This window comes from Rhodothermus marinus (assembly GCF_009936275.1).
In the GTDB taxonomy this organism is placed as follows: Bacteria; Bacteroidota; Rhodothermia; order Rhodothermales; family Rhodothermaceae; genus Rhodothermus; species Rhodothermus marinus_A.
The window spans coordinates 1,479,406-1,499,358 of record NZ_AP019797.1; the positions used below are offsets into that span (position 1 = coordinate 1,479,406).

Genomic DNA, 19,953 nt, shown 5'->3' on the forward strand with positions numbered 1-19,953 from the left:
GATACTGGAAACGATCCCAAAATGCAGCGACGGCGCGGGCCCGGGCTACCATGGTCGTCACAGAATGTGCCAATCATTGCCTGCCGACACACTATCTGGCGCCGGTGCTTCGGGCAGGATGCGAATTGGCTTGTTGCACGAAATGGACAGCTCCGGTGTGTTTTTCTGAAGGGACAGCCCGTATCTTTCCCTGAGCAAAATGCGGGCGTAGCGTCAACCGGCTGAATCGCCATGAGCCTGGTCGTTTTTCCCTTCAAGCATGAGCACCCCGAAGTGCTGTTGCACAACGTGCGTGTGGCGGCCGCTCATCCCCGGGTGCACGAGGTGCTCTGCATCGGATACGAGCGCGAGCAGACCTTCGAGGCCGTCGAACGGGCTGCGCCCGAGATCTCGCGAGCTACGGGTACGCCGGTAACGGTCCGGCTGCAGGAGCGGCTGGGCACGATGCGGCCCGGCAAGGGCGACGGCATGAACACGGCGCTCCGGTACTTTCTGGAAGAAACGCAGTGGGAGCGCATCCACTTCTACGACGCCGACATCACCAGCTTCGGGCCGGACTGGATCACCAAGGCCGAAGAGGCGGCCGATTTCGGCTACGGGCTGGTACGGCACTACTTCCCACGGGCCTCGACCGATGCGATGATCACCTGGATGATTACGCGGACGGGGTTCGCGCTCCTCTGGCCGCACACCGAGCTGTCGTGGATCGAGCAGCCGCTGGGCGGCGAGCTGCTCATGCGGCGCGAAGTGGCCGCCATGCTTTACCAGGACGAACGGGTGCGGCGGCGGAGCGACTGGGGCATCGATACGCTCTACACGTTCGTTACCGTGCAGCAGGGCGTTTCGATCTACGAGTGTTACATCCCCGAGGGCAAGGCGCATCGCCTCTACGGCGGGCTCGACGACCTGCGCACCATGCTGGTCGAGTGTTTTGCGGCCATCCAGAGCCTCCAGCATGAGGTAGTCGGCCAGCCGGCCATTCATCGCCAGGAGCACCCGCACCGCGTGCCGGTCCATATCGCCGAGCGCGTGGGCTACGACGTGGAGGCCACGCTGCATCGCCTCATGCAGCACTGGACGCCCCGGCAGGTGGAGCTGCTGGAGCTTTTTACCACGCCCGTGCGCGAAGGAATGCGCATCTGCCAGCGTCGCCCGGCTTTCAACTTCATGGACGAGATGGCCTGGGCGGCCACCTATCACGTGCTGCTCGAGCACTTTCAGGCGGGCGACCCGGACTGGGAGGAGCTGCTCTTCAAGCTCTGGACGACCCGCGTGCTCAACTACACGATGACGGTCGCGCTGCGCGGCTACGACTACGCGCAACAGTACCTTTACCGTATGCTGGGGCGCTACCGCTACCAGGCCGCGCTGGAGAATGGACGCGGCCATCCGGTACCGCCGCGCGCGGCGCTTTCAACCGCCTGACGAAACACGGACGCACCGGCCGGGTCCAATATTGGACCAATCCAGATGTTGCTGGCAAAAGCGCCTCACCATGCGTGAACGAGCAGTCCTGGAAAATATGCGCCGGCTGGCGCACGACCTGCGGCGCATCCGGGAAAAGCGGAAGCGCTCGCTGCAGGAGATCCACAACGAAACCAAAATCGCGCTGGAGCTGCTGCAGCACTTCGAGCGCACGGCGCTTTACGACCACGAACGGTACAATCCCGTCTATCTTCGCTCGTTTGCCCGGACGTATGCGACCGCCATCGGCATCGACCCGGCCGCGGTACTGGAGGCGCTGGAGCTGGCTTTCGAAGGGCGCTATCGCAACCAGCTGGCCGTACAGTTTCTGGGCGAAGAACCGCTACCCGAGCCGGAGCCGGAAACGCCGCCGTCCGAAGAACCGACCCCTGAGGCCGTGCCCGAAAGCAGACCGTCCCGGGAGCCTGAGCCCGCCCTGCCGCTGGTGGCCACTCCGGGCGGTCTGGAACGGCTGGAACGCCCTTCGCGCTGGAAAGCCTGGGTTGGAGGGGTTGCCGTGGTGGTGATGGTGGCCATAGGCCTCTGGTATCTGCTGCGACCGGCCCCGGCACCACCCCCGGAGCCGCTGGCCGTGGATACGGCAACGGTTTCGGCTACTGCGGCCGATACCACGCCTTCGGTTGAAACGCCCACCATTCAGGTGCCCGTGCTGGGCGATACGATCACGGTCACCGTGATTGCCGCCTTCGACAAGGTCGATCCGATCCGTGTTCGGGTCGATCGCGATCTGCGCCGGCCCTACTGGATCGAGCAGGGCGACTCGATGCAGTTTCGGTTTACCGAACGCATCATTCTTGAAAACCAGCTGGACGACATCCAGCTCCGGCTGGACGGCTATCCGTATCCCACCGATCGCCGGGATGCGCAGGGCCGTATCGTCATCACGCGGGAGCAGCTGCAGGCTTACCTGGATTCGCTGGCACGAAGGATCCGGTAGCAGCAAAACCTGAGCACACCATGGAAACGCGCACCGCCTCGCAAACCGCCGAAGCGCGCCTGCTGGAAGCCACGCATGCCCTTTTGAAAACCGTACGGCAGGCCAACCTGGAAGCCATCGATCGCAAGGAGGCCGAGGCGCTGGCCGCCCGGCTCCGAGAAGTGCTCAACCAGCACGCCTACCGCTATTACGTACTGGACAACCCGCTCATCCCGGACGCAGACTACGACCTGCTTATGCAGGCGCTCCGGAAGCTGGAGGCACGCTTCCCGGAGCTGGTCACGCCCGACTCGCCCACGCAACGCGTGGGGGGACCGCCGCTGGAACGCTTCGAAAAAGTGCGTCATCCGGAACCACTGCTTTCGCTCAACAATGCGTTTGGCGAGGAAGACGTGCGCGCCTGGTACGAACGCTGCTGCCGGATGCTGGCCGAACAGCTCGGGCATCCGGTGCAGCCGGCCGTTACCGCCGAGCTGAAGATCGACGGGCTGGCCATGGCGCTGACCTACGAAAACGGCGTGCTGACCATCGGCGCCACGCGCGGAGACGGCATCGAAGGCGAAAACGTCACGCAGAACGTGCGCACGATCCCGGCCATTCCTTTGCGTATCCCGGTCGATCCTTCGGTCGGGCCACCGCCGACGCGGCTGGAAGTGCGGGGTGAGGTGTACATGCGCAAGCGCGACTTCGAGCGGCTCAACGAGCAGCTCCAGGCCCGGGGAGAGCGGACCTTCGCCAACCCCCGCAACGCGGCGGCCGGCAGCGTGCGCCAGCTCAACCCGCAGGTGACCGCCTCGCGGCCGCTGAGCTTTTTCGCCTACGGGATCGGTCCCGTCGAGGGGGCCGAGGTGCCCGACAGTCAGTACGAGGTGCTGCAATGGCTCGGGCGTCTGGGCTTCCCGGTCAACGAACATGCCCGCCGCTTCGAGCGCCTGGACGACGTGCTGGACTACTGCCGCTACTGGACCGAGCACCGTGACGAGCTGGACTACGAGATCGACGGGGTCGTGCTGAAGATCGACCACCGACCCTGGCAGACGTTGCTGGGAGCCATTTCCAACGCGCCCCGCTGGGCGGTGGCCTACAAGTTTCCGGCCCGTGAAGCCATTACGCGTCTGCTGGACATCATGGTCAGCGTGGGACGCACCGGCGTGGTCAAGCCGGTGGCCGTGCTGGAGCCTGTCGAAGTCGGCGGCGTGACGGTCTCGCAGGCCACGCTGCACAACGAAGACTACGTGCGCAGCCGCGACATCCGGATCGGCGATCTGGTGGTGGTGATCCGGGCCGGCGATGTGATTCCGCAGGTGGTGCGTCCCGTGGTCGAAGCGCGTACGGGCAACGAGCGCCCCTGGCGCATGCCCGAGCGGTGCCCGTCGTGCGGTAGTCCGCTGGTGCGACTGCCCGGCGAGGCCGACTACTACTGTCTGGCCTCCGACTGTCCGGCGCAGTTCGTGCGGCTGCTGGAGCACTTCGCCAGCCGCGACGCCATGGACATCGAGGGCATGGGCAGTCAGGTGGCCCGTCAACTGGCCGAGTCGGGCCTGGTACGACGGCTTTCGGACCTGTATCGGCTCCGGTTGGAAGACCTGTTGAAGCTTGAAGGCTTTGCCGAGACGCGTGCGCGCAACCTGCTCCGGGCCATCGAGGCCTCGAAGCGACGGCCGCTGAGCCGTTTGCTCTTCGGGCTGGGCATCCGGCACGTGGGCAAGACGACCGCCGAGTTGCTCGTGCAGCACTTCGCGTCGATCGACGAGCTGGCCACGGCTACGATCGACGAACTGGCCGCCATTGAAGGCGTGGGACCGATCACGGCCGAAAGCATTGTGAACTGGTTCCGTGTCGAAGACAACCGGCGGCTGATCGAAGAACTGAAGGAACTGGGCGTCAACACGCAGCGGTTGCCCGAGGAGGCCCCCGCAGCCGAAAGCCCGGTGCGTGGCAAGACGTTCGTGCTGACAGGCGCCTTGCCCCACCTCACGCGCAAGGAAGCTGAGGAGCTGATCAAACGGGCCGGGGGACGTGTGGCCAGCAGCGTCAGCCGCAATACGGACTACGTCGTCGTGGGCGAAAACCCCGGCAGCAAGTACGACCGTGCCCGCCAGCTCGGCATCCCGATGCTCGACGAAGACGGCCTGCTGCGGCTGCTGGGGATGAGGTAAGGGGCTTGAGACGGGGAACCTTCCTGCATCCGACATTTCTATCGAATTGTGAACGCAGCTGGCAATGCGATGAAAACGACGGTACGTCTTACACGCAAAGGGCAAATTACGGTACCCAGGCAGGTTCGTGAGACGCTGGGTTTGCATGCCGGGGATGAGGTTGAACTATCTGTTGAGGATGGAAAAATTGTTATCCGTCCGGTAAGGCGCTACAGTGTAGATGAACTGCTCAAGCTATTACCCGGGAGTCCTGCTTCCTATCCTGGCGAGGCTGCGGAAAAAGCGGCTATCGTGCAGGAATTGGCCCGAAAGGAGCATCGAATCCGTGATCGTTAGGCGATGCGTTTCTGGCTGGATACCAATGTGCTGGTGCGCCTGATTACCCGACAGCCAGAAGAAATGTTCAGGCGCACCGTGGCCTTTCTCCGCAACGCAGAGGCCAATCGATACACCCTGTCTGTCCATTCCTTTTACGTTGCCGAGGCCATCTATGTACTTCGTGGTGTGTATGGCTTTTCATTGGAGCGGTTGCTGACCGACCTGCGGCACGTGCTTCGGTTACGGCTGCTGGAAGTCGATGAACACGTGCTGGAAGCGCTGGCGCTGATGGAACGCCACCGTGTGGATTTCGATGATGCTTTTCTGGCTGTGCTGGCCTCCAGCCGTGGCGAAAGCCTGCTTTCTTTCGACCGAGATTTTGCACGGTTGCCCGTAAATTGGAGGGAACCATAGACAAAACAAACCATACTGGCGACGCTGATTTTGCTGCTGGCGCTATTGGCGCCGCCTTCAGACACGACGGCCACGGTCTGGTTGGAATGGCATGCCGGCCGTCGATGGATCCACACGCAGGAGGGATCGGGCTTTTACACGGGGATGCTGCTGGGATGGCCCGTCTCGTCCCGGCATGGAATCCAGTTCGGGCTGGGCTTCATGCGGCGCCTGACCGAAGCCCTCGAAGCACACGAGATCGGTCTGCTTGCACCGGGAGGACGGGGACCAGCGCATGACCGCTTTCCGTTGACGCAACTCGACGGATACGTGCGTCTGTACGTCCAACCCGATCTGAGCTCTTCCCTTCAGGTAGAGATTGCGGGCGGCCTGGGGATCGTCTGGACGGAGATGCCTTACAGAGCGCCGCTTTTCTGCATTCCGGAGTGGTGTGTCGCAGACCGATCTGTCGTCAGTTCCAGGCGACGTCTGGACGGCGGGCTCAGCGGTAGCCTGGCTGTGTTGATTCCGGTCGGAGCGCTGGTGATAGGTGGACGCCTGAGCATCCATCAACTCTTCGCCACGGCGCGTGACGTCTGGATGGTGGGGCTGGTGCTGCGGTTGCGCCGGTAGCCCGAGAAGGGCTTGCTGCACTATTTTTTGACGCATTTCTGATCAGCTTTTTATACGACTGGATTGCCTCGAACACTTCAACTTCTTTTTTTAAGACAAAAATGTCTTAATTATCGATTTTTCCTATCAAACCTGCAGGGTGTTATGCAACGTTTTGTGCTGTTTATACTGGGGTGGGGGCTGGCATGGGCTGGCTCCGTCCGGGCCGGTGTTCCGGCCGATACGATCCAGGCACAGGGCACCTGGGGGCAGGTGCGGCTGGACGCCCGCTATCGCTACGAGCTGGTGGACGAGACAGGCAAAGAAACCGCGCGGGCCTCGACGCTGCGGCTGCGTGTGGGATACGGAACGCCCGCGGTTGAGGGCGTCCGGGCCTATGCGGAGGTCGAGGGCCTGAAAGCGGTGGGTGCCGACCGTTACAACAGCCTGCGTAATGGACGCACGCAATATGCCACGGTGGCCGATCCGGAAAAGGCCGAACTGAATCAGCTCTGGCTGGAGGCGAACCTGATTCCGCGGACGCGCCTGCGGGTGGGGCGTCAGCGGATCACCTACGACAACCACCGCTTCATCGGCAACGTGGGCTGGCGCCAGCTCGAGCAGACCTACGACGCGGTCGCGCTGACGAGCCGCCCGTTGCCCGGGCTGACGATCGACGGGGCTTACCTGTGGCGCGTGCAGAACGTGCTTTCGCAGCGGCAGCGGCTTGCTGCACCATTGCTGCACCTGGCCTACACGGGCTGGCGCGTTGCCCGCGTGGTGGCCTACGGCTACTGGATCGGCTACGAAGAAGCGGCCAGTGCGGCGCGCTCGGTGCAGACCTACGGGATCCGTCTGGAAGGCAGCCGGCCGCTTACCGATCGGCTGGCGCTGCGCTACACGGGCGAATATGCCTACCAGATGGACTACCGGGACAATCCGAACGATTTTGCCGTGCAGTACGCGCATGGTCTGCTGGGGCTGACCCTGCGGCAGCAGGGCTGGGTGGTGTCGGCCACTGGCGCGCTGGAGCTCTTCACGAGCAACGACGGGGTGGCCTTCAGCACGCCGCTGGCCACGCTGCACGCCTTCCAGGGATGGGCCGACCGCTTCCTGAGCACGCCGCCGCAGGGCCTGCGCGATCTGTACGTGTCGCTGAGCGTGCGGCGGGGACGTGTCCAGGCGACGGGCGTCTATCATGACTTTGCCAGCGACGACGGCGACGTAGCCTACGGACGCGAGCTGGATCTGGTGGCGGGCTACGTGCTCACGCCAAATCTTTCACTCCTGGTAAAATATGCCGCCTACGAAGCCCGCGCCTGGAGCGTGGACGTCCAGAAATACTGGCTCATGATGACCTTCAGCTTCTGAAGAAACCGACGTCCTTGCGCGTTTAAGTCCCCACCCGTATTGCATGGGTGGGGATTTTTTTATAGAATGGGCCGCTGCGTCGATATTAGCTGCTGGAACAGGGTTTGCCCGGCCATAGAAGTCGTTCATGATCAACCAGCAGTAAGGATGCGTATGCGTGTGCGGGCAGAGGATGTGTGCCTGATGATGCAGCACGTGTTCAACGCGGCCATTGCGTTGCTCAAGGACAGCGAGCAGCTCAGCGAGGAAGTGAGCCTGGTGCGGACGGCGCGGCTGGCGGCGTTGCAGCGCTCGCTGGAGGATGTGGTGACCATCTACAAGGCCTACGAAGAAGACCAGCAGCAGCGATTCCGCTCCTGACCGTCGGTGCTGACCCCCCTCGATTATCTGATCCTGCTGGGCTATCTGCTGGGCTCCGTTGCACTCGGACTGTGGGCCGGTGGACGCCAGCGTCATGCCGTCGATTATTTCCTCGGCAGCCGCACGCTTCCCTGGTGGGCACTCTGCCTGTCGGTCGTCGCCACCGAGACCAGCACGCTGACGGTGATCGGTATTCCGGCCGTGGCCTACGGAGGCGATCTGAGCTTCTGGAAGCTCACGATCGGCTACGTGCTGGGCCGCATCGCCGTCGCTTTTTTTCTGTTGCCCCGCTACTTTGAAGGCTCGCTCACGACGGCCTATGCCTTTCTGGGGCAGCGCTTCGGGCAGGGCATGCAGGCGGCCGCCTCGCTGGTTTTTCTGGCCACCCGGTTGCTGGCCGATGGCGTGCGCCTCTTTGCCACGGCCATTCCGCTGAAGGTAATGGCCGACATGGCCGGGCTGTCGGTTTCGTATTTTGAGGTGATTCTGGTGGTGGCCGGTGCTACCGTGCTCTATACGTTGATCGGCGGGCTGCGCGCGGTGGTCTGGCTCGACGTGATGCAGCTGCTGGTGTACATCGGCGGGGCCCTGGGGGCGCTGTGGGTACTCTGGCAGGGGGCTCCGGACGGATGGTGGCAGACGGCCACGGCGGCGGGCAAAACCCGCCTGCTGGTGCCCGGCGCCGAGACCAGCCCGATCCGGTGGCTGACCGAACCCTACGTGTTCGTGACGGCCGTCGTGGGAGGTGCCGTCTTTTCGATGGCCTCGCACGGCACGGATCACCTGATGGTGCAGCGCCTGCTGGCCTGTCGCGACCTGAGCGACAGCCGGAAGGCGCTCATCGGCAGCGGGCTGATCGTGATGGCTCAGTTCGCGCTGTTTCTGCTGGTGGGGCTGCTGCTCTGGGTGCATTACGACGGGGCTACGCCGGCCGAGCTGGGGCTGTCGCGCGCCGACGAGGTGTTTCCGCGCTTCATCATCGAAGGATTGCCGCCGGGCATCTCCGGGCTGCTGCTGGCCGGCATCCTGGCGGCCGCCATGAGCACGCTTTCCTCTTCGCTGAACGCACTGGCGTCTTCGACGCTGTTCGATCTTTACGAGCGCTGGCGGGGGCGGCCGCTCGACGGCCGGCAGTCGCTCGTGGTTTCACGGCTGCTGACGCTTGGCTGGGCGCTGGTGTTTGTCGGCTTTGCCAGCCTGTTCGAGAGCACCGACAACCCGGTCGTCGAACTGGGGCTCTCGATCGCCTCGTTTACTTACGGCGGGATGCTGGGCGTTTTTCTGCTGGGGCGCTTCAACCGGCGCGTTTCACAGCGCTGGGCGATCGGAGCCTTTCTGGCAGCCATCGGATTGATGGTGTTGGTGATTTTCGGCGTGTGGGTGCGTCCGGATGGTCATCTGCTTTTTGCGCTGAAACCAGAGGCGGCGCGTGTGGCCTCCGAGGGTCTGCGCAGCCTGGCCTGGCCGTGGTACACGCTGCTGGGCGCGCTGCTCACCTTGCTGTTTGGATCCTTGCCGCACCTGGGGCATAGGTACCGACGTTCATCAAGCCAGACGCGGCACCTCCGATGAGCATCTGGGAACGATTCCAACGGGGGCGGCGAACGCCCCGACCGGTCGGCCAGCAACTGGAACGTGGCCGCGAGCAGGAGACCCGTCGGCAGCGTCGGCGGCAATGGATGATCAAAGCGGCGATCTGGCTCGGACTGATCGTGCTGACGCTGATCGCCTTTCCACGTGAACGCGTCTATCAGTTCACCGTGCGCGTCGGCGAGGTCTGGCAGCACAACGATCTGGTCGCCCCCTTCGATTTTGCCCTCTACAAGGATCCCGAGCAGCTGGAGCAGGAGCGTCGCCAGGTGATCCTCCAGACGCCTCCGTACTTCCGGGAGGTGCCCGATGCGATGCGTCGCATGGAGGCCAACCGCGACACCGTGCGCATGCAACTGGAGGCAATCTTTGAGGCCTATGCCAGCTATCGCCGGAATCTGCTGCGGGGACGACAGGATGCCGCGCGGGACGACTCGCTCCGCTATGCGGAGCTCCGGCGTAATGCCCGCGTCAAGCTGACGCCAGAGCAGTGGCGTCTGCTGGCCGAAGACTATCGGGCTGCTATTAACGAGGCAGGTCAGGTAGTCCGACGCGGTGGCCAGGAGCCGCTGTACGTGCGGGCGCTGGAGGAAGCCTGGTCGTTCGGCGTGCAGGTGCTTCAGCTCGGGCTGCTCGATGTGCCGCGCGACAGCGTGCTGACCGACGAAATCGTCGTGCGCAACGAAGTGGAACGAACCGAACGCGTGCTTTCGGTCGATCGCGTCTTCGGGCTGGACGAAGCCTACGGCGCCGCCCGCGAGTATTTCCTGCAACAGTTCAACAATCGCCCCGAGCTGGCCAGTATTGCGCTGGCTTTTTTCCGGGCGATTCTGGTGCCTTCCTATGTCTATCTGCGCGCCGAAACGTTGCACGCCTGGGAGCAGCAGCAGGCGCGTATTTCGCCCACCTACGGGCTGGTGAAGGCGGGTGAGGTGATCGTACAGCGCGGCCAGGTCGTGACCGAAGAGATCAAGCGCAAGCTGACCTCGCTCGAACGCGCCCAGCAGGAACGCGGCGGCACGGCACTGTTCTGGCGACGCCTGCTCGGCCAGACGCTCGTGACGCTGGCGACCTATCTGTTTTTCTTCCTGTATCTGTTCCTGCTCCGGCGGCCCATCTTCGACGACAACGCACAGGTGCTGCTGATCGCTCTGATCTTTGCGGCCATTCTGGGGCTTTATGCCATTGCCGTGCGGTTGCCCACACTGGCCATGTATGCCGTGCCCGTGGCCATCGCCTCGATTCTGCTGACGGTTATTTTCGATTCGCGCGTGGCGCTCTTCGGGACGATCACGCTGGCCTTCATCGGGGGGCACCTGCTCAGTTACGACTTCGAGTTCGTGTTTGCCACGGTCTTTGCCGGAACGCTCGGCATCTTCAGCGTGCGCGACATCAAAAACCGCGGCCAGTTTTTCCTGAGCGCCGGGCTGGTCTTTCTGGGCTATCTGGTGGTACTGGGCGCTTCGGCCCTCTGGCATCCGGCCGCCAGCGGGCGCTTTCTGTCGGACCTGCTGCTGGTGGGCATCAACTCGGTGCTGGTGCTGATGGCCTATCCGCTGCTCTGGGTCTTCGAGCGGGCCTTCGACATCACCACCGATCTGACGTTGCTGGAACTGTCGGACACCAACCGGCCGCTACTCAAAGAGCTGAGTCTGCGGGCACCGGGCACCTTCAACCATTCGCTCCAGGTGGCCAACCTTGCCGAGGCGGCCGCGGCGGCTATCGGAGCCCATGCGCTGCTGGTGCGCGTCGGAGCGCTCTATCATGACATCGGCAAGATGGTCAAGCCCGAGTACTTCGTGGAAAACCAGCGGCCGGGCATGAATCCGCACGAGAACCTCAAGCCGCGCATGAGCGCGTTGATCATCGCCAGCCATGTGAAAGAAGGACTGGAGATCGGCCGCCAGTACGGGTTGCCCAAAAAGGTGCTGGATTTCATCCCCATGCACCACGGTACCACCCGGATCGAGTATTTCTATCGGAAGGCGGTAGAGCAGACGGGCGATCCGAATCTGCCGGATGCGGAGTTTCGTTATCCCGGACCCAAACCAAACTCCAAGGAAACGGCCATTCTTATGCTGGCCGATTCGGTCGAGGCCGCCAGCCGGGCACTCGAAGAACCCACGCACAAGCGGCTGGAGGCGCTGATCGATCAGATCTTCCGGGCACGCATCGAGGACGGGCAACTGGACGACACGGACCTGACCTTCCGGGACCTCCAGAAGATCAAAGAGACGTTCCTGCAGATGCTGCTGGCCATCTACCACATCCGCGTGAAGTACCCGGGTATGGAAGAGCCGGAGCAGAAAGATCAGAAGGCGCCGAGCGAAACGCCCACCTCGCAGGAGACGCCCGCGCCCACGCAGGATCGGTAAGGGAGCCTACAGGCTCTGCAGATGGGCCTGGAGGGCTTCGACGGATTCGGGCCCGATCCGAAACGAAAGCAGGGCCGCCGGTCGATCGCGCAGGGCGGCCACACGCCGGTGGCTCTGGGGCGTGCAGAGCAGCAGATCGGCCTGTTCGAGGAGCGGGCGCAGGTGGTGGCGGCTTTCTTCGATGGCCACGGCCAGTACCTGTCCGCCAAAGCCCGTGGCCACGCGGAGTTCGGTCAGCAGATGAGGAATCGTTTCGGGTTGCAGCGTGACCAGCCCGATCGTCTCACGGGGAAGGAGCATGGCGACGCGTTCCAGCGCGGAGGGCTCTAAGTAGGCCATGAGGCCGAGCCAGTCGGCCTGCGGAAGGCGGGCACGGAAGCGATGCAGGTCGGCATGGCGGGCCAGTACGAGATCGGCGTCTTCGTGGTGAACGAGCGATTCAGGCGTTGCGGGTTCGATCCATTCGGCCCAGGGCGCGCCCAGCGCCGCAATCAGACCTTCAGCCAGCTCCCGGGTCGGGGCCAGACAGAGTACTTTGGGAGCAGGGGCATGATCTTCCAGGAGCGACAGTTGCTCCTGGAGCAGGTATTCGATGTCTTCCGGGCTGAGTCCGATGCCGACGAGCCTGCGCAGCGCCTCCTGCAGCAGGGCAGCGCCCTGCTCCAGCCGCATCTCCCGGGTCGGCACGGCTTCGGGCCGTACCAGATAGCGGCGGCCGGACTGACTGTGGATCAGGCCTTCGGCTTCGAGCTGCTGGTAGGCCTTGCGTACCGTGTGGAACGAAATCCCGAGCTGGCGGGCCAGTTCTCGTGTGGACGGAAGCGAAGCGCCCGGCCGGAAGTGCCCGCGTGCGATCAGGTAGCGCAATTGCGCCACCAGTTGTTCGTGGATTGGTTGAGATCCCGAGCGATCCAGCGTGATCATCGTCTCAGTCGAAGTCGCTGCAGGACATGAAGTAATGGCAGCGAGGGCACCGGTACTTGCAGCGATGGTTTTCCAGCCGGTGGCCGCAGTTCGGGCAGTAATCCCACCAGGCATCGGGTGAAGGTTCGTCCGCGGAGGCGTCCCGATGGCGTGGGTGCTCCGGTAGTGGATCCAGCGAGGAGGAATGTGCGGGGCGTTTCATGGCAGGCAAGCGGGATGGCGGCCTATAAACCGGAAATCGCCGCATCAGGTTCGCGCTTGTAAGCAGGCGAGCCGTGCTGGAAGAAAAAAGAGCCGTTCGTTGCGCCTGAGTGGCGATTGCGATGACAGGCTGGCTATGAGTCTTCGGGGCTGCTATGGCGGTCGCGAAGCCGTGCAACCAGGCGTTCGGCTTCGGGCCAGTCGGCGTCGCGAAGCGTGTAGAGCACGTCCGCAAAGAACAGGTGCGTGCGGTCATGGTCGCGGCGGACGCCCAGCAGTCGGCGTGGCGGCGGTTGCCGTCCGGTCAGCACGTCCCAGACGCTGCGCAGCACGACCGTGTCGGCGTGCAGGTGCAGTTCGGCCGGCGTCTGTTGCATCCAGTAGCCGGTCCAGCCCAGCGCGATCAGCACGGCCAGCGGCAGCCCCAGCGACAGCCAGAGGCCCAGTGGCTGCGTCTGCAACGCGCGCACCAGCAGCACCACGGCCAGCGCCAGCAGACAGGTCGCCAGCGGACGCACCAGCGCCGTCCGAAACGCCCGCAGGTCGGGCGTCTGCGCGGGATGGAAGCGGCTGAAGAAGACGGCGTCCATGATGGCACGAAAAAAAGCCCGGCCGGCGCGAACCGGCCGGGCTTCGGCGTTCAGGAGGATACGCCCGTGGCCTGGTCGGCCGGGATTTCGGCGTCCGGCTCCAGGTAAGGGTACTTGAAGTGCCGCGGCGGCACGAACGTCTCCTTGATGGCCCGCGGCGAGACCCAGCGCAGCAGGTTCAGATACGAGCCGGCCTTGTCGTTCGTGCCCGAAGCCCGCGCCCCACCGAAGGGCTGCTGTGCCACGATGGCGCCCGTCGGCTTGTCGTTGATGTAGAAGTTGCCCGCAGCATCGACCAGCCGTTCGGTGGCCAATTGAATGGCCTTCCGGTCCCGGGCGAAGATCGAGCCGGTCAGCGCGTAGGGCGAGGTGTTGTTCACAAGGTCCAGCGTCTCTTCGAAGCGCGCTTCGGGGTAGACGTAGATCGACACGACCGGCCCGAAGATCTCCTCGCACATCGTGCGGTGCTTCGGATCGCTCACCTCCAGCACGGTCGGCTCGATGAAGTAGCCTTCCTTGTCCGAGTAGTTGCCGCCGTAGAGGACCTTCACGTTTGGGTTCTGCTTGGCCTCTTCGATGTAGCCGACGATCTTGTCGAAGGCCTTTTTGTCGATGACCGCGTTGATGAAGTTTGTAAAGTCCTCGACCGTGCCCATTTTCACCTCGCTGAGCTGGTCGAGCAGAGACTCGCGGATGCGCGGCCAGAGCGTATCGGGCAGATAGACGCGCGAGGCCGCCGAGCACTTCTGGCCCTGATATTCGAAGCTGCCGCGCACGATGGCCGTGGCGACGGCTTCGGGGTCGGCCGAGACGTGGGCCACGATGAAGTCTTTGCCGCCGGTTTCGCCGACGATGCGCGGGTAGGCCCGGTAGCGGTCGATGTTTGTGCCGATGGTGCGCCACATGCGGCGGAACGTTTCGGTCGAGCCTGTAAAGTGCAGGCCCGCCAGGTACGGCGAGGCGAACACCGTGTCGCCCACGTCGGGGCCGTGGCCCGGCACCATGTTGATGACACCGGGCGGCAGACCGGCTTCTTCCAGCAGTTTGTAGAGGAAGTAAGCCGAGTAGACGGCCGTGGTGGCCGGTTTCCACACGACCGTGTTGCCCATGAGGGCCGGGGCCGTGGGCAGGTTACCCTGGATGGAAGTGAAGTTGAAGGGCGTGACGGCGAAGACGAAGCCCTCCAGCGGTCGGTATTCCATGCGGTTCCAGACGCCCGGCGCATTCAGCGGCTGGTCCTGGTAGATGCGTGCCATGAAGTAGACGTTGAAGCGCCAGAAGTCGGCCAGCTCGCAGGCCGCGTCGATTTCGGCCTGGTGGACGTTTTTGCTCTGGCCGAGCATGGTGGCCGCGTTGAGCGTGTCGCGCCAGGGGCCGGAGAGGAGTTCGGCCGCCTTCAGGAAAATGGCCGCCCGTTCGGTCCAGGGCGTGCGGGCCCATTCCTCGCGGGCTTTCAGGGCCGCCTCAATGGCCATTTCGGCCTCGCGGGGGCCGCCCAGATGTACCGTGCCCAGCGTGTGGGCCAGTTCATGAGGCGGATGCAGGGTTTCGACGCGGTCGGTGGCGATCTCCTGGCCGCCGATGATCGGTTTGATCTCGACCGTCTCGCGTTTCAGTTCTTGCAAGCGCTTCCGGAGCGAGGTGCGCTCCGGCGTTCCGGGGGCGTAGCTCCGTACCGGCTCGTTTTGCGGGACGGGAGGGAAGGGAATCGCGTTATGCATGGGTCCTCGGTGTCTGGTTGGCGAAAAAATCGATCCGAATGCACCGGACCCACCTTCGGGGTCCGGCGTTGAAAGAACGCCCTGGCCGGAGGGGTTGTTTTCGGGATTGTGGGAAAGGAACGCGTTGGTTAACTTTTCGCGCGGCGGGGAGGTGGTGGAATCGGTAGACACACGGCACTTAAAATGCCGTGGGCCCAGGTGGCCCGTGCGGGTTCGAGTCCCGCCCTCCCCACAAATAATCTGCATATCTTTTTGCCTGACAGTACCTCGGGACAATTGTGGGTGAAAACCGCGGCGTAATCAACGCACTCTTTTCGTTCGGATCAGATTAATCCGGGGATGTCCGTCTCTGTCGCGTTGTTTTCATCGCCGAGAGTCTGTGACGCTTCAGGAACGTAATTTCTTGCCGGGGAGTTTGGGAGCGCCGGAAGGAATCGGCTGTTCTGTTGCCTATGAAACCAGAAGCTACAACGCCCGAACCGGAGTCGCGGCCGCAATCGCGGGCCGAAGTGGAAGCTGCGCTGCAGGCCAAGGCGCAGGAAATCGAAGCCGATCTGGAGGCGCTCCAGGAAGAGGTGCGTCAGCTGGGACGGTCGTTTCGGGAAGCGCTCTGGAACCATCCGCTGGTCAGTGTGGGCGGTAGTCTGGTCGCCGGTTTGCTGGTCGGCTGGGTGTTGGGAGGGCTGGGGCGTCGGCGCCCGCGACTGTCGAAGACGCATCGGGCGCTGGTGTCGGCCTACCTGGAGGCCCTCGTCGCCGAAGCCCGTAAGGCGGCGCGGCGTGGACGCGACCCAGTGCAGGCGATCCGGAAGGCGCTCGAGGAGCGCGTGCCGCTCGTCATCGTTCAGGATAACGAAGGCGCGTCCGAGAAAGGTGTGCTGCGGTCGATCGGTGGGGCCGTGCTGGGACTGGTCGGCAGCGCTGCGAGTGTGGCGCTTAGCCGCGTGCTGGCCGATGCGCTGCTGGATGCGTTTGCCGCAGGACAGCAAACCGAAGCGGTCGATGCGGAGATTCCGGAAGCCTGAGGTGCGTTTTTCATCTCATTCTCGGCAAACGGGCGTGTCCTTTCACTGCGCCATTCATAAGTTTAGTTGAACCGCTTCCGAAAGGAAGCGCGGTTGTTCCGCCGGAACAAGCTCGAAGACGAACCATGCGCATTGTGTTCATGGGGCCGCCCGGCGCCGGTAAAGGCACCCAGGCCAGACGGCTGGCTGCGGCCTACGGACTGCGCCATATTTCAACCGGCGACCTGATTCGCGCGGCCATTCAGGAGGAGACGCCCCTGGGAAAGAAGGCGCAGCCCTATATCGAAAAAGGCCAGTTGGTGCCGGACGAACTGGTCTGGGAACTCGCCAAAGCGGCACTGGCCGAAAACCGCTACGATCACTTCGTGCTGGACGGATTTCCCCGGACGATCCGCCAGGCCGAATGGCTGGACGCGCTGCTGGAGCAACAGGGGCGACCGCTCCAGATCGTGCTGAATCTAATCGTGCCGGACGATCTGATCGTCGCGCGTCTTTCGCGCCGGCGCGTGCACAAGCTCACGGGGGAAAACTATCACTTGGATTTCAATCCGCCGCCGCCGGACGTGGATCCTTCGCTGATCATTCAGCGTCCCGATGATCGTCCGGAGGCGATCCGGCGCCGCCTGGAAGTGTACCGTACGACGCACGAGCCGCTCGCGCAGTACTACCGCCAGCGCGGGCTGCTGGTCGACGTGGACGGCGTCGGATCGATGGACGAGGTGTTTGGCCGGATTCAGGAAGTCCTTCGCCGTCAGGGCGTACTGGTGGAATAGATGGAGGTAACGCGCCAGGAGGCTGCTGCGCAGGTGACCCGACTGCGCCGGCTCGTGGAGCAGGCGCTGCCCGGTCTGGTCGAGGCCACGCGCGAGCCGGCCGAACTCTACGAACCCGTTCGCTACGTGCTGAGCGGTACGGGCAAGCGCATGCGCCCGGTACTGCTCATGCTGGCGGCCGAACTCTACGGCCGTCCGGCCGAGTCGGTGCTTCCGGCCGCGCTGGCCGTCGAGGTCTTCCATGCCTTCACGCTCGTGCACGACGACATCATGGACCATGCGGCCGAGCGCCGGGGGCGTCCGACGGTCCATGTGAAATGGGATGAGGCCACCGCGCTGCTCTGTGGCGACTACCTGATGGGCCTTTCCTACGCGCTGCTGGGGCAGGTAGAAAATGCTCCGCTGGCGCGCGTGCTGGCCATGTTTCACCGCATGGTGGAACGCCTCTGCGAGGGGCAGGCGCTCGACAAAGCCTTCGAGACGCGCGCGCACGTCTCCGTGGCCGAATATCTGCAGATGGTGGACGGCAAAACGAGCGCGCTCCTGGAGTTGTGCCTGCAACTGGGCGGACTGCTGGGCGGTGCCGACGAAGCCGACCTGCGGGCGCTCGAGCAACTGGGACGCAACTTGGGGCGGGCCTTTCAGATTCAGGACGATCTGCTGGATCTGACGGCCACTTCTCCGCAGTGGGGCAAGCCCATCGGCGCGGATCTGATGGAAGGGAAAAAGACGTTCCCCGTGCTGGCCGCTCTTGAACAGGCCGGCGAGGACGAACGCGCCTGGTTCGAGGAGCGTTTACGGCGGAGGTTTCGTTCCGAGGAGGTGCCGGAGGCGCGGCAGCGCCTGGAGCGGCTGGGCGGGCTGGAAGCGGCCCGCCGGGCGGTTGACCGCTATCTGCAGGAAGCCCGGGCCGCGCTGGCGCAGTTGCCCGACCGTCCGCCGGGCCAAGCCCTGGCCTGGTTCCTCGACCAGCTGGCGCAGCGTCGTCACTGAATCGCTTCTGCCTATGATCGTCCGCGAAGTTGTGGTCAAGAACAAATCCGGACTGCACACGCGGCCGGCCTCGATGATCGTGCGTACGGCCTCGCGTTTTAAGTCGGATTTTTTTATCGAAAAGGACGGATACGAAATCAACGGAAAGAGTATCATTGGTGTAATGACCCTGGCGGCAGAACCCGGCGCCCGGTTGAAGCTTGTCTTTGATGGGGAGGACGAAGAGGAGGCAGCGGAGGCGATTGTCGCGTTGTTCGAGCAGGGCTTCGGGGAAATCGAATAGGAGGCGGGCATGGAGCAGCGATCGATCCAGGCCGAAGCGCAGGAACGCATTTTTATCGGGATCCCGGCCGCGCCGGGCATTGCGATCGGTCCGGCTTACCTGTTCAACAAGCGGGAGGTGGTGGTGGAAGCCCGGCGCATCTCGGAGGCCGAAGTGGAAGCCGAGCTGGAGCGCTTCGAGCAGGCGGTGCAACGGGCCGAGCGTGACCTGAACAAGATCAGCTCGGTCGCCCGGGAAAAGCTCGGCGAGGAAAGCGCCTCGGTCTTCGAAGCGCAACGCCTGATGTTGCACGACGCATCGGTCTACGATCGCATCCGTGAATACATTCAGACGCATCGCTGCAACGCCGACTATGCCGTGGCGCACGTGCTGGACGAGCACATTCGCCGCCTGGAAGCCAGCAACAACGCCTACCTGCGCGAGCGCGTGGCCGACTTGATCGACGTCAAGGAACGGCTGATCCGTCATCTTCGTCGCGAAAAGCTGCTTTCGGCCATCGATCCCGAGCACATCATCGTGGCCGAAAACCTCTCGGCCGCCGACGTGGTGCTCTTCAGCCGCCGGGGCATTCTGGGCTGTGCCACCGACCATGGCGGACCCACCTCGCACGTGTCGATCATGGCGCGGGCGCTGGGCGTGCCCGCCGTGGTGAGCCTACACGGCCTCTCGGACAGCGTGCAGACCGGCGATCTGATCATCCTCGACGGCATTCAGGGACGCGTCGTCGTCAACCCGCGCCCCGAAACGCTGGCCCTGTACCGGACCCGCCAGGAGCGCTACCGCCGCCTGCTGCAGGACCAGCAGCACCTGATCCCGCTTCCGGCCGAAACGCTCGACGGCCATCGCTTCGTGCTGCGCGCCAACCTGGAGCTGATCGAAGAACTGGATCTGCTGAAAAAATTCGGCGCCGAGGGCATCGGTCTGTTCCGGACCGAGGTGCTCTTTCTGATGCGGGGACCGCTGAACGTCTCCGAAGACTACCAGCTGCACGTGTATCGCCAGATCGTCGAGCGCGTCAAACCGAATCCGACCACGTTCCGGTTGCTCGACCTGGGCGGCGACAAGATGCTTCCGATCGCACACCGCGAGCACAACCCGTTCCTGGGCTGGCGCGGACTGCGTGTGCTGCTGGACCGCCCCGAGCTGCTGTTGCCCCAACTCCGGGCGCTGCTGCGGGCCAGCGCCTACGGGCCGATTCGCATCCTGGTGCCGATGGTCACGGCGCTGGACGAATACCGTCGGTTCCAGGAAGTGCTCGAAGACGTCAAGGCCGAACTGCGCGCGCGGGGCGAACCCTTCGACGAAGCGGTGCCGGTGGGCATCATGGTGGAAGTGCCTTCGGTGGCGCTCATGGCCGATCTGTTCGCCGAAGAAGTGGACTTCTTCTCGATCGGCACGAACGACCTGACGCAGTACACGCTGGCCGTCGATCGCGGTAACGACCTGGTGGCGCCACTTTACGAAGCGCTGCATCCGGCCGTGTTGCGTCTGGTCAAGCACACGATCGACGCCGGCCATCGGCACGGCATCCCGGTGAGTCTGTGCGGCGAACTGGCCGGTGATCCGCAGGCCACGCCGATCCTGGCCGGCATGGGACTGGACGAGTTCAGCGCGGCGCCGCCGTATCTGCCCGAGGTGAAGCGGGTCATCCGGGCCATGCAGTTCCGCGAGGCCCAGGAGCTGGCCGAACAGGCGCTTCAGTGCCGTACGGCCACCGAGGTGGCCACGCTGGTCAACGCGTGGTTGCAGGAGCATGGCTGCGGTCTGCTGCAGTACATGCAGGCCGACGAACCAACGGCCGGCAACGGCCGCGCCGAAGCTTCCAGTTTGCAGGAATCCTGAC

General features: G+C 63.9%; 19 protein-coding genes and 1 tRNA gene. 16 read left to right on the top strand and 4 right to left on the bottom strand.

Annotation, left to right across the window (positions count from 1 at the left end):
* The first annotated feature begins 231 nt into the window (after positions 1–231).
* From GYH26_RS06440 to GYH26_RS06485, 10 genes are all read left to right on the top strand, one after another.
* On the top strand, positions 232–1,425 hold the full coding sequence (locus GYH26_RS06440; protein ID WP_161540949.1) for a mannosylglycerate synthase domain-containing protein: 1,194 nt from the start codon (positions 232–234) through the stop codon (positions 1,423–1,425).
* Positions 1,426–1,495: 70 nt separating this feature from the next.
* A complete protein-coding gene (locus tag GYH26_RS06445) occupies positions 1,496–2,422 on the top strand; it encodes a helix-turn-helix domain-containing protein (protein WP_161540950.1) in 927 nt (308 codons plus the stop codon).
* 20 nt (positions 2,423–2,442) lie between these two features.
* Positions 2,443–4,581, top strand: a complete 2,139-nt coding sequence (gene ligA, locus GYH26_RS06450) for an NAD-dependent DNA ligase LigA (protein ID WP_161540951.1) — start codon at positions 2,443–2,445, stop codon at positions 4,579–4,581.
* Positions 4,582–4,650: 69 nt separating this feature from the next.
* A complete protein-coding gene (locus tag GYH26_RS06455) occupies positions 4,651–4,917 on the top strand; it encodes an AbrB/MazE/SpoVT family DNA-binding domain-containing protein (RefSeq protein ID WP_161540952.1) in 267 nt (88 codons plus the stop codon).
* 3 nt (positions 4,918–4,920) lie between these two features.
* Positions 4,921–5,313 (top strand): PIN domain-containing protein, encoded by a 393-nt coding sequence (locus tag GYH26_RS06460; RefSeq protein ID WP_161540953.1) that lies wholly within the window; start codon positions 4,921–4,923, stop codon positions 5,311–5,313.
* A gap of 30 nt (positions 5,314–5,343) precedes the next feature.
* Positions 5,344–5,925 carry a hypothetical protein gene (locus GYH26_RS06465; RefSeq protein WP_161540954.1) on the top strand — a complete coding sequence of 194 codons (582 nt, stop codon included), beginning with the start codon at positions 5,344–5,346 and terminating at the stop codon, positions 5,923–5,925.
* A 144-nt stretch (positions 5,926–6,069) separates the two neighbouring features.
* Positions 6,070–7,275, top strand: coding sequence for an alginate export family protein (locus tag GYH26_RS06470; protein ID WP_161540955.1), 1,206 nt, complete (start codon positions 6,070–6,072; stop codon positions 7,273–7,275).
* Between the two features lie 153 nt (positions 7,276–7,428).
* Entirely contained in the window at positions 7,429–7,635 is a 207-nt protein-coding gene (locus tag GYH26_RS06475; RefSeq protein ID WP_231296265.1) for a hypothetical protein, read from the top strand.
* 6 nt (positions 7,636–7,641) lie between these two features.
* A complete protein-coding gene (locus GYH26_RS06480) occupies positions 7,642–9,207 on the top strand; it encodes a sodium:solute symporter (protein ID WP_161540956.1) in 1,566 nt (521 codons plus the stop codon).
* A complete protein-coding gene (locus tag GYH26_RS06485) occupies positions 9,204–11,600 on the top strand; it encodes an HD family phosphohydrolase (protein WP_161540957.1) in 2,397 nt (798 codons plus the stop codon). The genes GYH26_RS06480 and GYH26_RS06485 overlap by 4 nt, the downstream gene beginning before the upstream one ends.
* A 6-nt stretch (positions 11,601–11,606) precedes the next feature.
* Here the strand turns inward: GYH26_RS06485 and GYH26_RS06490 are convergent, their stop codons facing one another.
* From GYH26_RS06490 to pruA, 4 genes are all read right to left on the bottom strand, one after another.
* A complete protein-coding gene (locus tag GYH26_RS06490; protein WP_161540958.1) occupies positions 11,607–12,524 on the bottom strand; it encodes a GntR family transcriptional regulator in 918 nt (305 codons plus the stop codon).
* Between the two features lie 4 nt (positions 12,525–12,528).
* Positions 12,529–12,726 (bottom strand): hypothetical protein, encoded by a 198-nt coding sequence (locus GYH26_RS06495; protein ID WP_161540959.1) that lies wholly within the window; start codon positions 12,724–12,726, stop codon positions 12,529–12,531.
* 133 nt (positions 12,727–12,859) lie between these two features.
* Entirely contained in the window at positions 12,860–13,315 is a 456-nt protein-coding gene (locus tag GYH26_RS06500) for a hypothetical protein (protein WP_161540960.1), read from the bottom strand.
* Positions 13,316–13,365: 50 nt separating this feature from the next.
* On the bottom strand, positions 13,366–15,036 hold the full coding sequence (gene pruA / locus GYH26_RS06505; protein WP_161540961.1) for an L-glutamate gamma-semialdehyde dehydrogenase: 1,671 nt from the start codon (positions 15,034–15,036) through the stop codon (positions 13,366–13,368).
* A gap of 145 nt (positions 15,037–15,181) precedes the next feature.
* On the opposite strand from pruA, the gene GYH26_RS06510 reads away from it, so the two are divergent.
* From GYH26_RS06510 to ptsP, 6 genes are all read left to right on the top strand, one after another.
* Positions 15,182–15,268: transfer RNA gene (locus GYH26_RS06510), tRNA-Leu, on the top strand.
* Positions 15,269–15,488: 220 nt separating this feature from the next.
* Positions 15,489–16,061 carry a hypothetical protein gene (locus tag GYH26_RS06515; RefSeq protein ID WP_161540962.1) on the top strand — a complete coding sequence of 191 codons (573 nt, stop codon included), beginning with the start codon at positions 15,489–15,491 and terminating at the stop codon, positions 16,059–16,061.
* Between the two features lie 125 nt (positions 16,062–16,186).
* Entirely contained in the window at positions 16,187–16,834 is a 648-nt protein-coding gene (locus tag GYH26_RS06520) for an adenylate kinase (protein WP_161540963.1), read from the top strand.
* Positions 16,835–17,827, top strand: a complete 993-nt coding sequence (locus GYH26_RS15355) for a polyprenyl synthetase family protein (RefSeq protein WP_161540964.1) — start codon at positions 16,835–16,837, stop codon at positions 17,825–17,827. It begins immediately after the preceding gene.
* Between the two features lie 13 nt (positions 17,828–17,840).
* Positions 17,841–18,110, top strand: coding sequence for an HPr family phosphocarrier protein (locus GYH26_RS06530; protein WP_161540965.1), 270 nt, complete (start codon positions 17,841–17,843; stop codon positions 18,108–18,110).
* A gap of 9 nt (positions 18,111–18,119) precedes the next feature.
* On the top strand, positions 18,120–19,952 hold the full coding sequence (ptsP, locus tag GYH26_RS06535; protein ID WP_161540966.1) for a phosphoenolpyruvate--protein phosphotransferase: 1,833 nt from the start codon (positions 18,120–18,122) through the stop codon (positions 19,950–19,952).
* Position 19,953 lies beyond the last annotated feature (1 nt).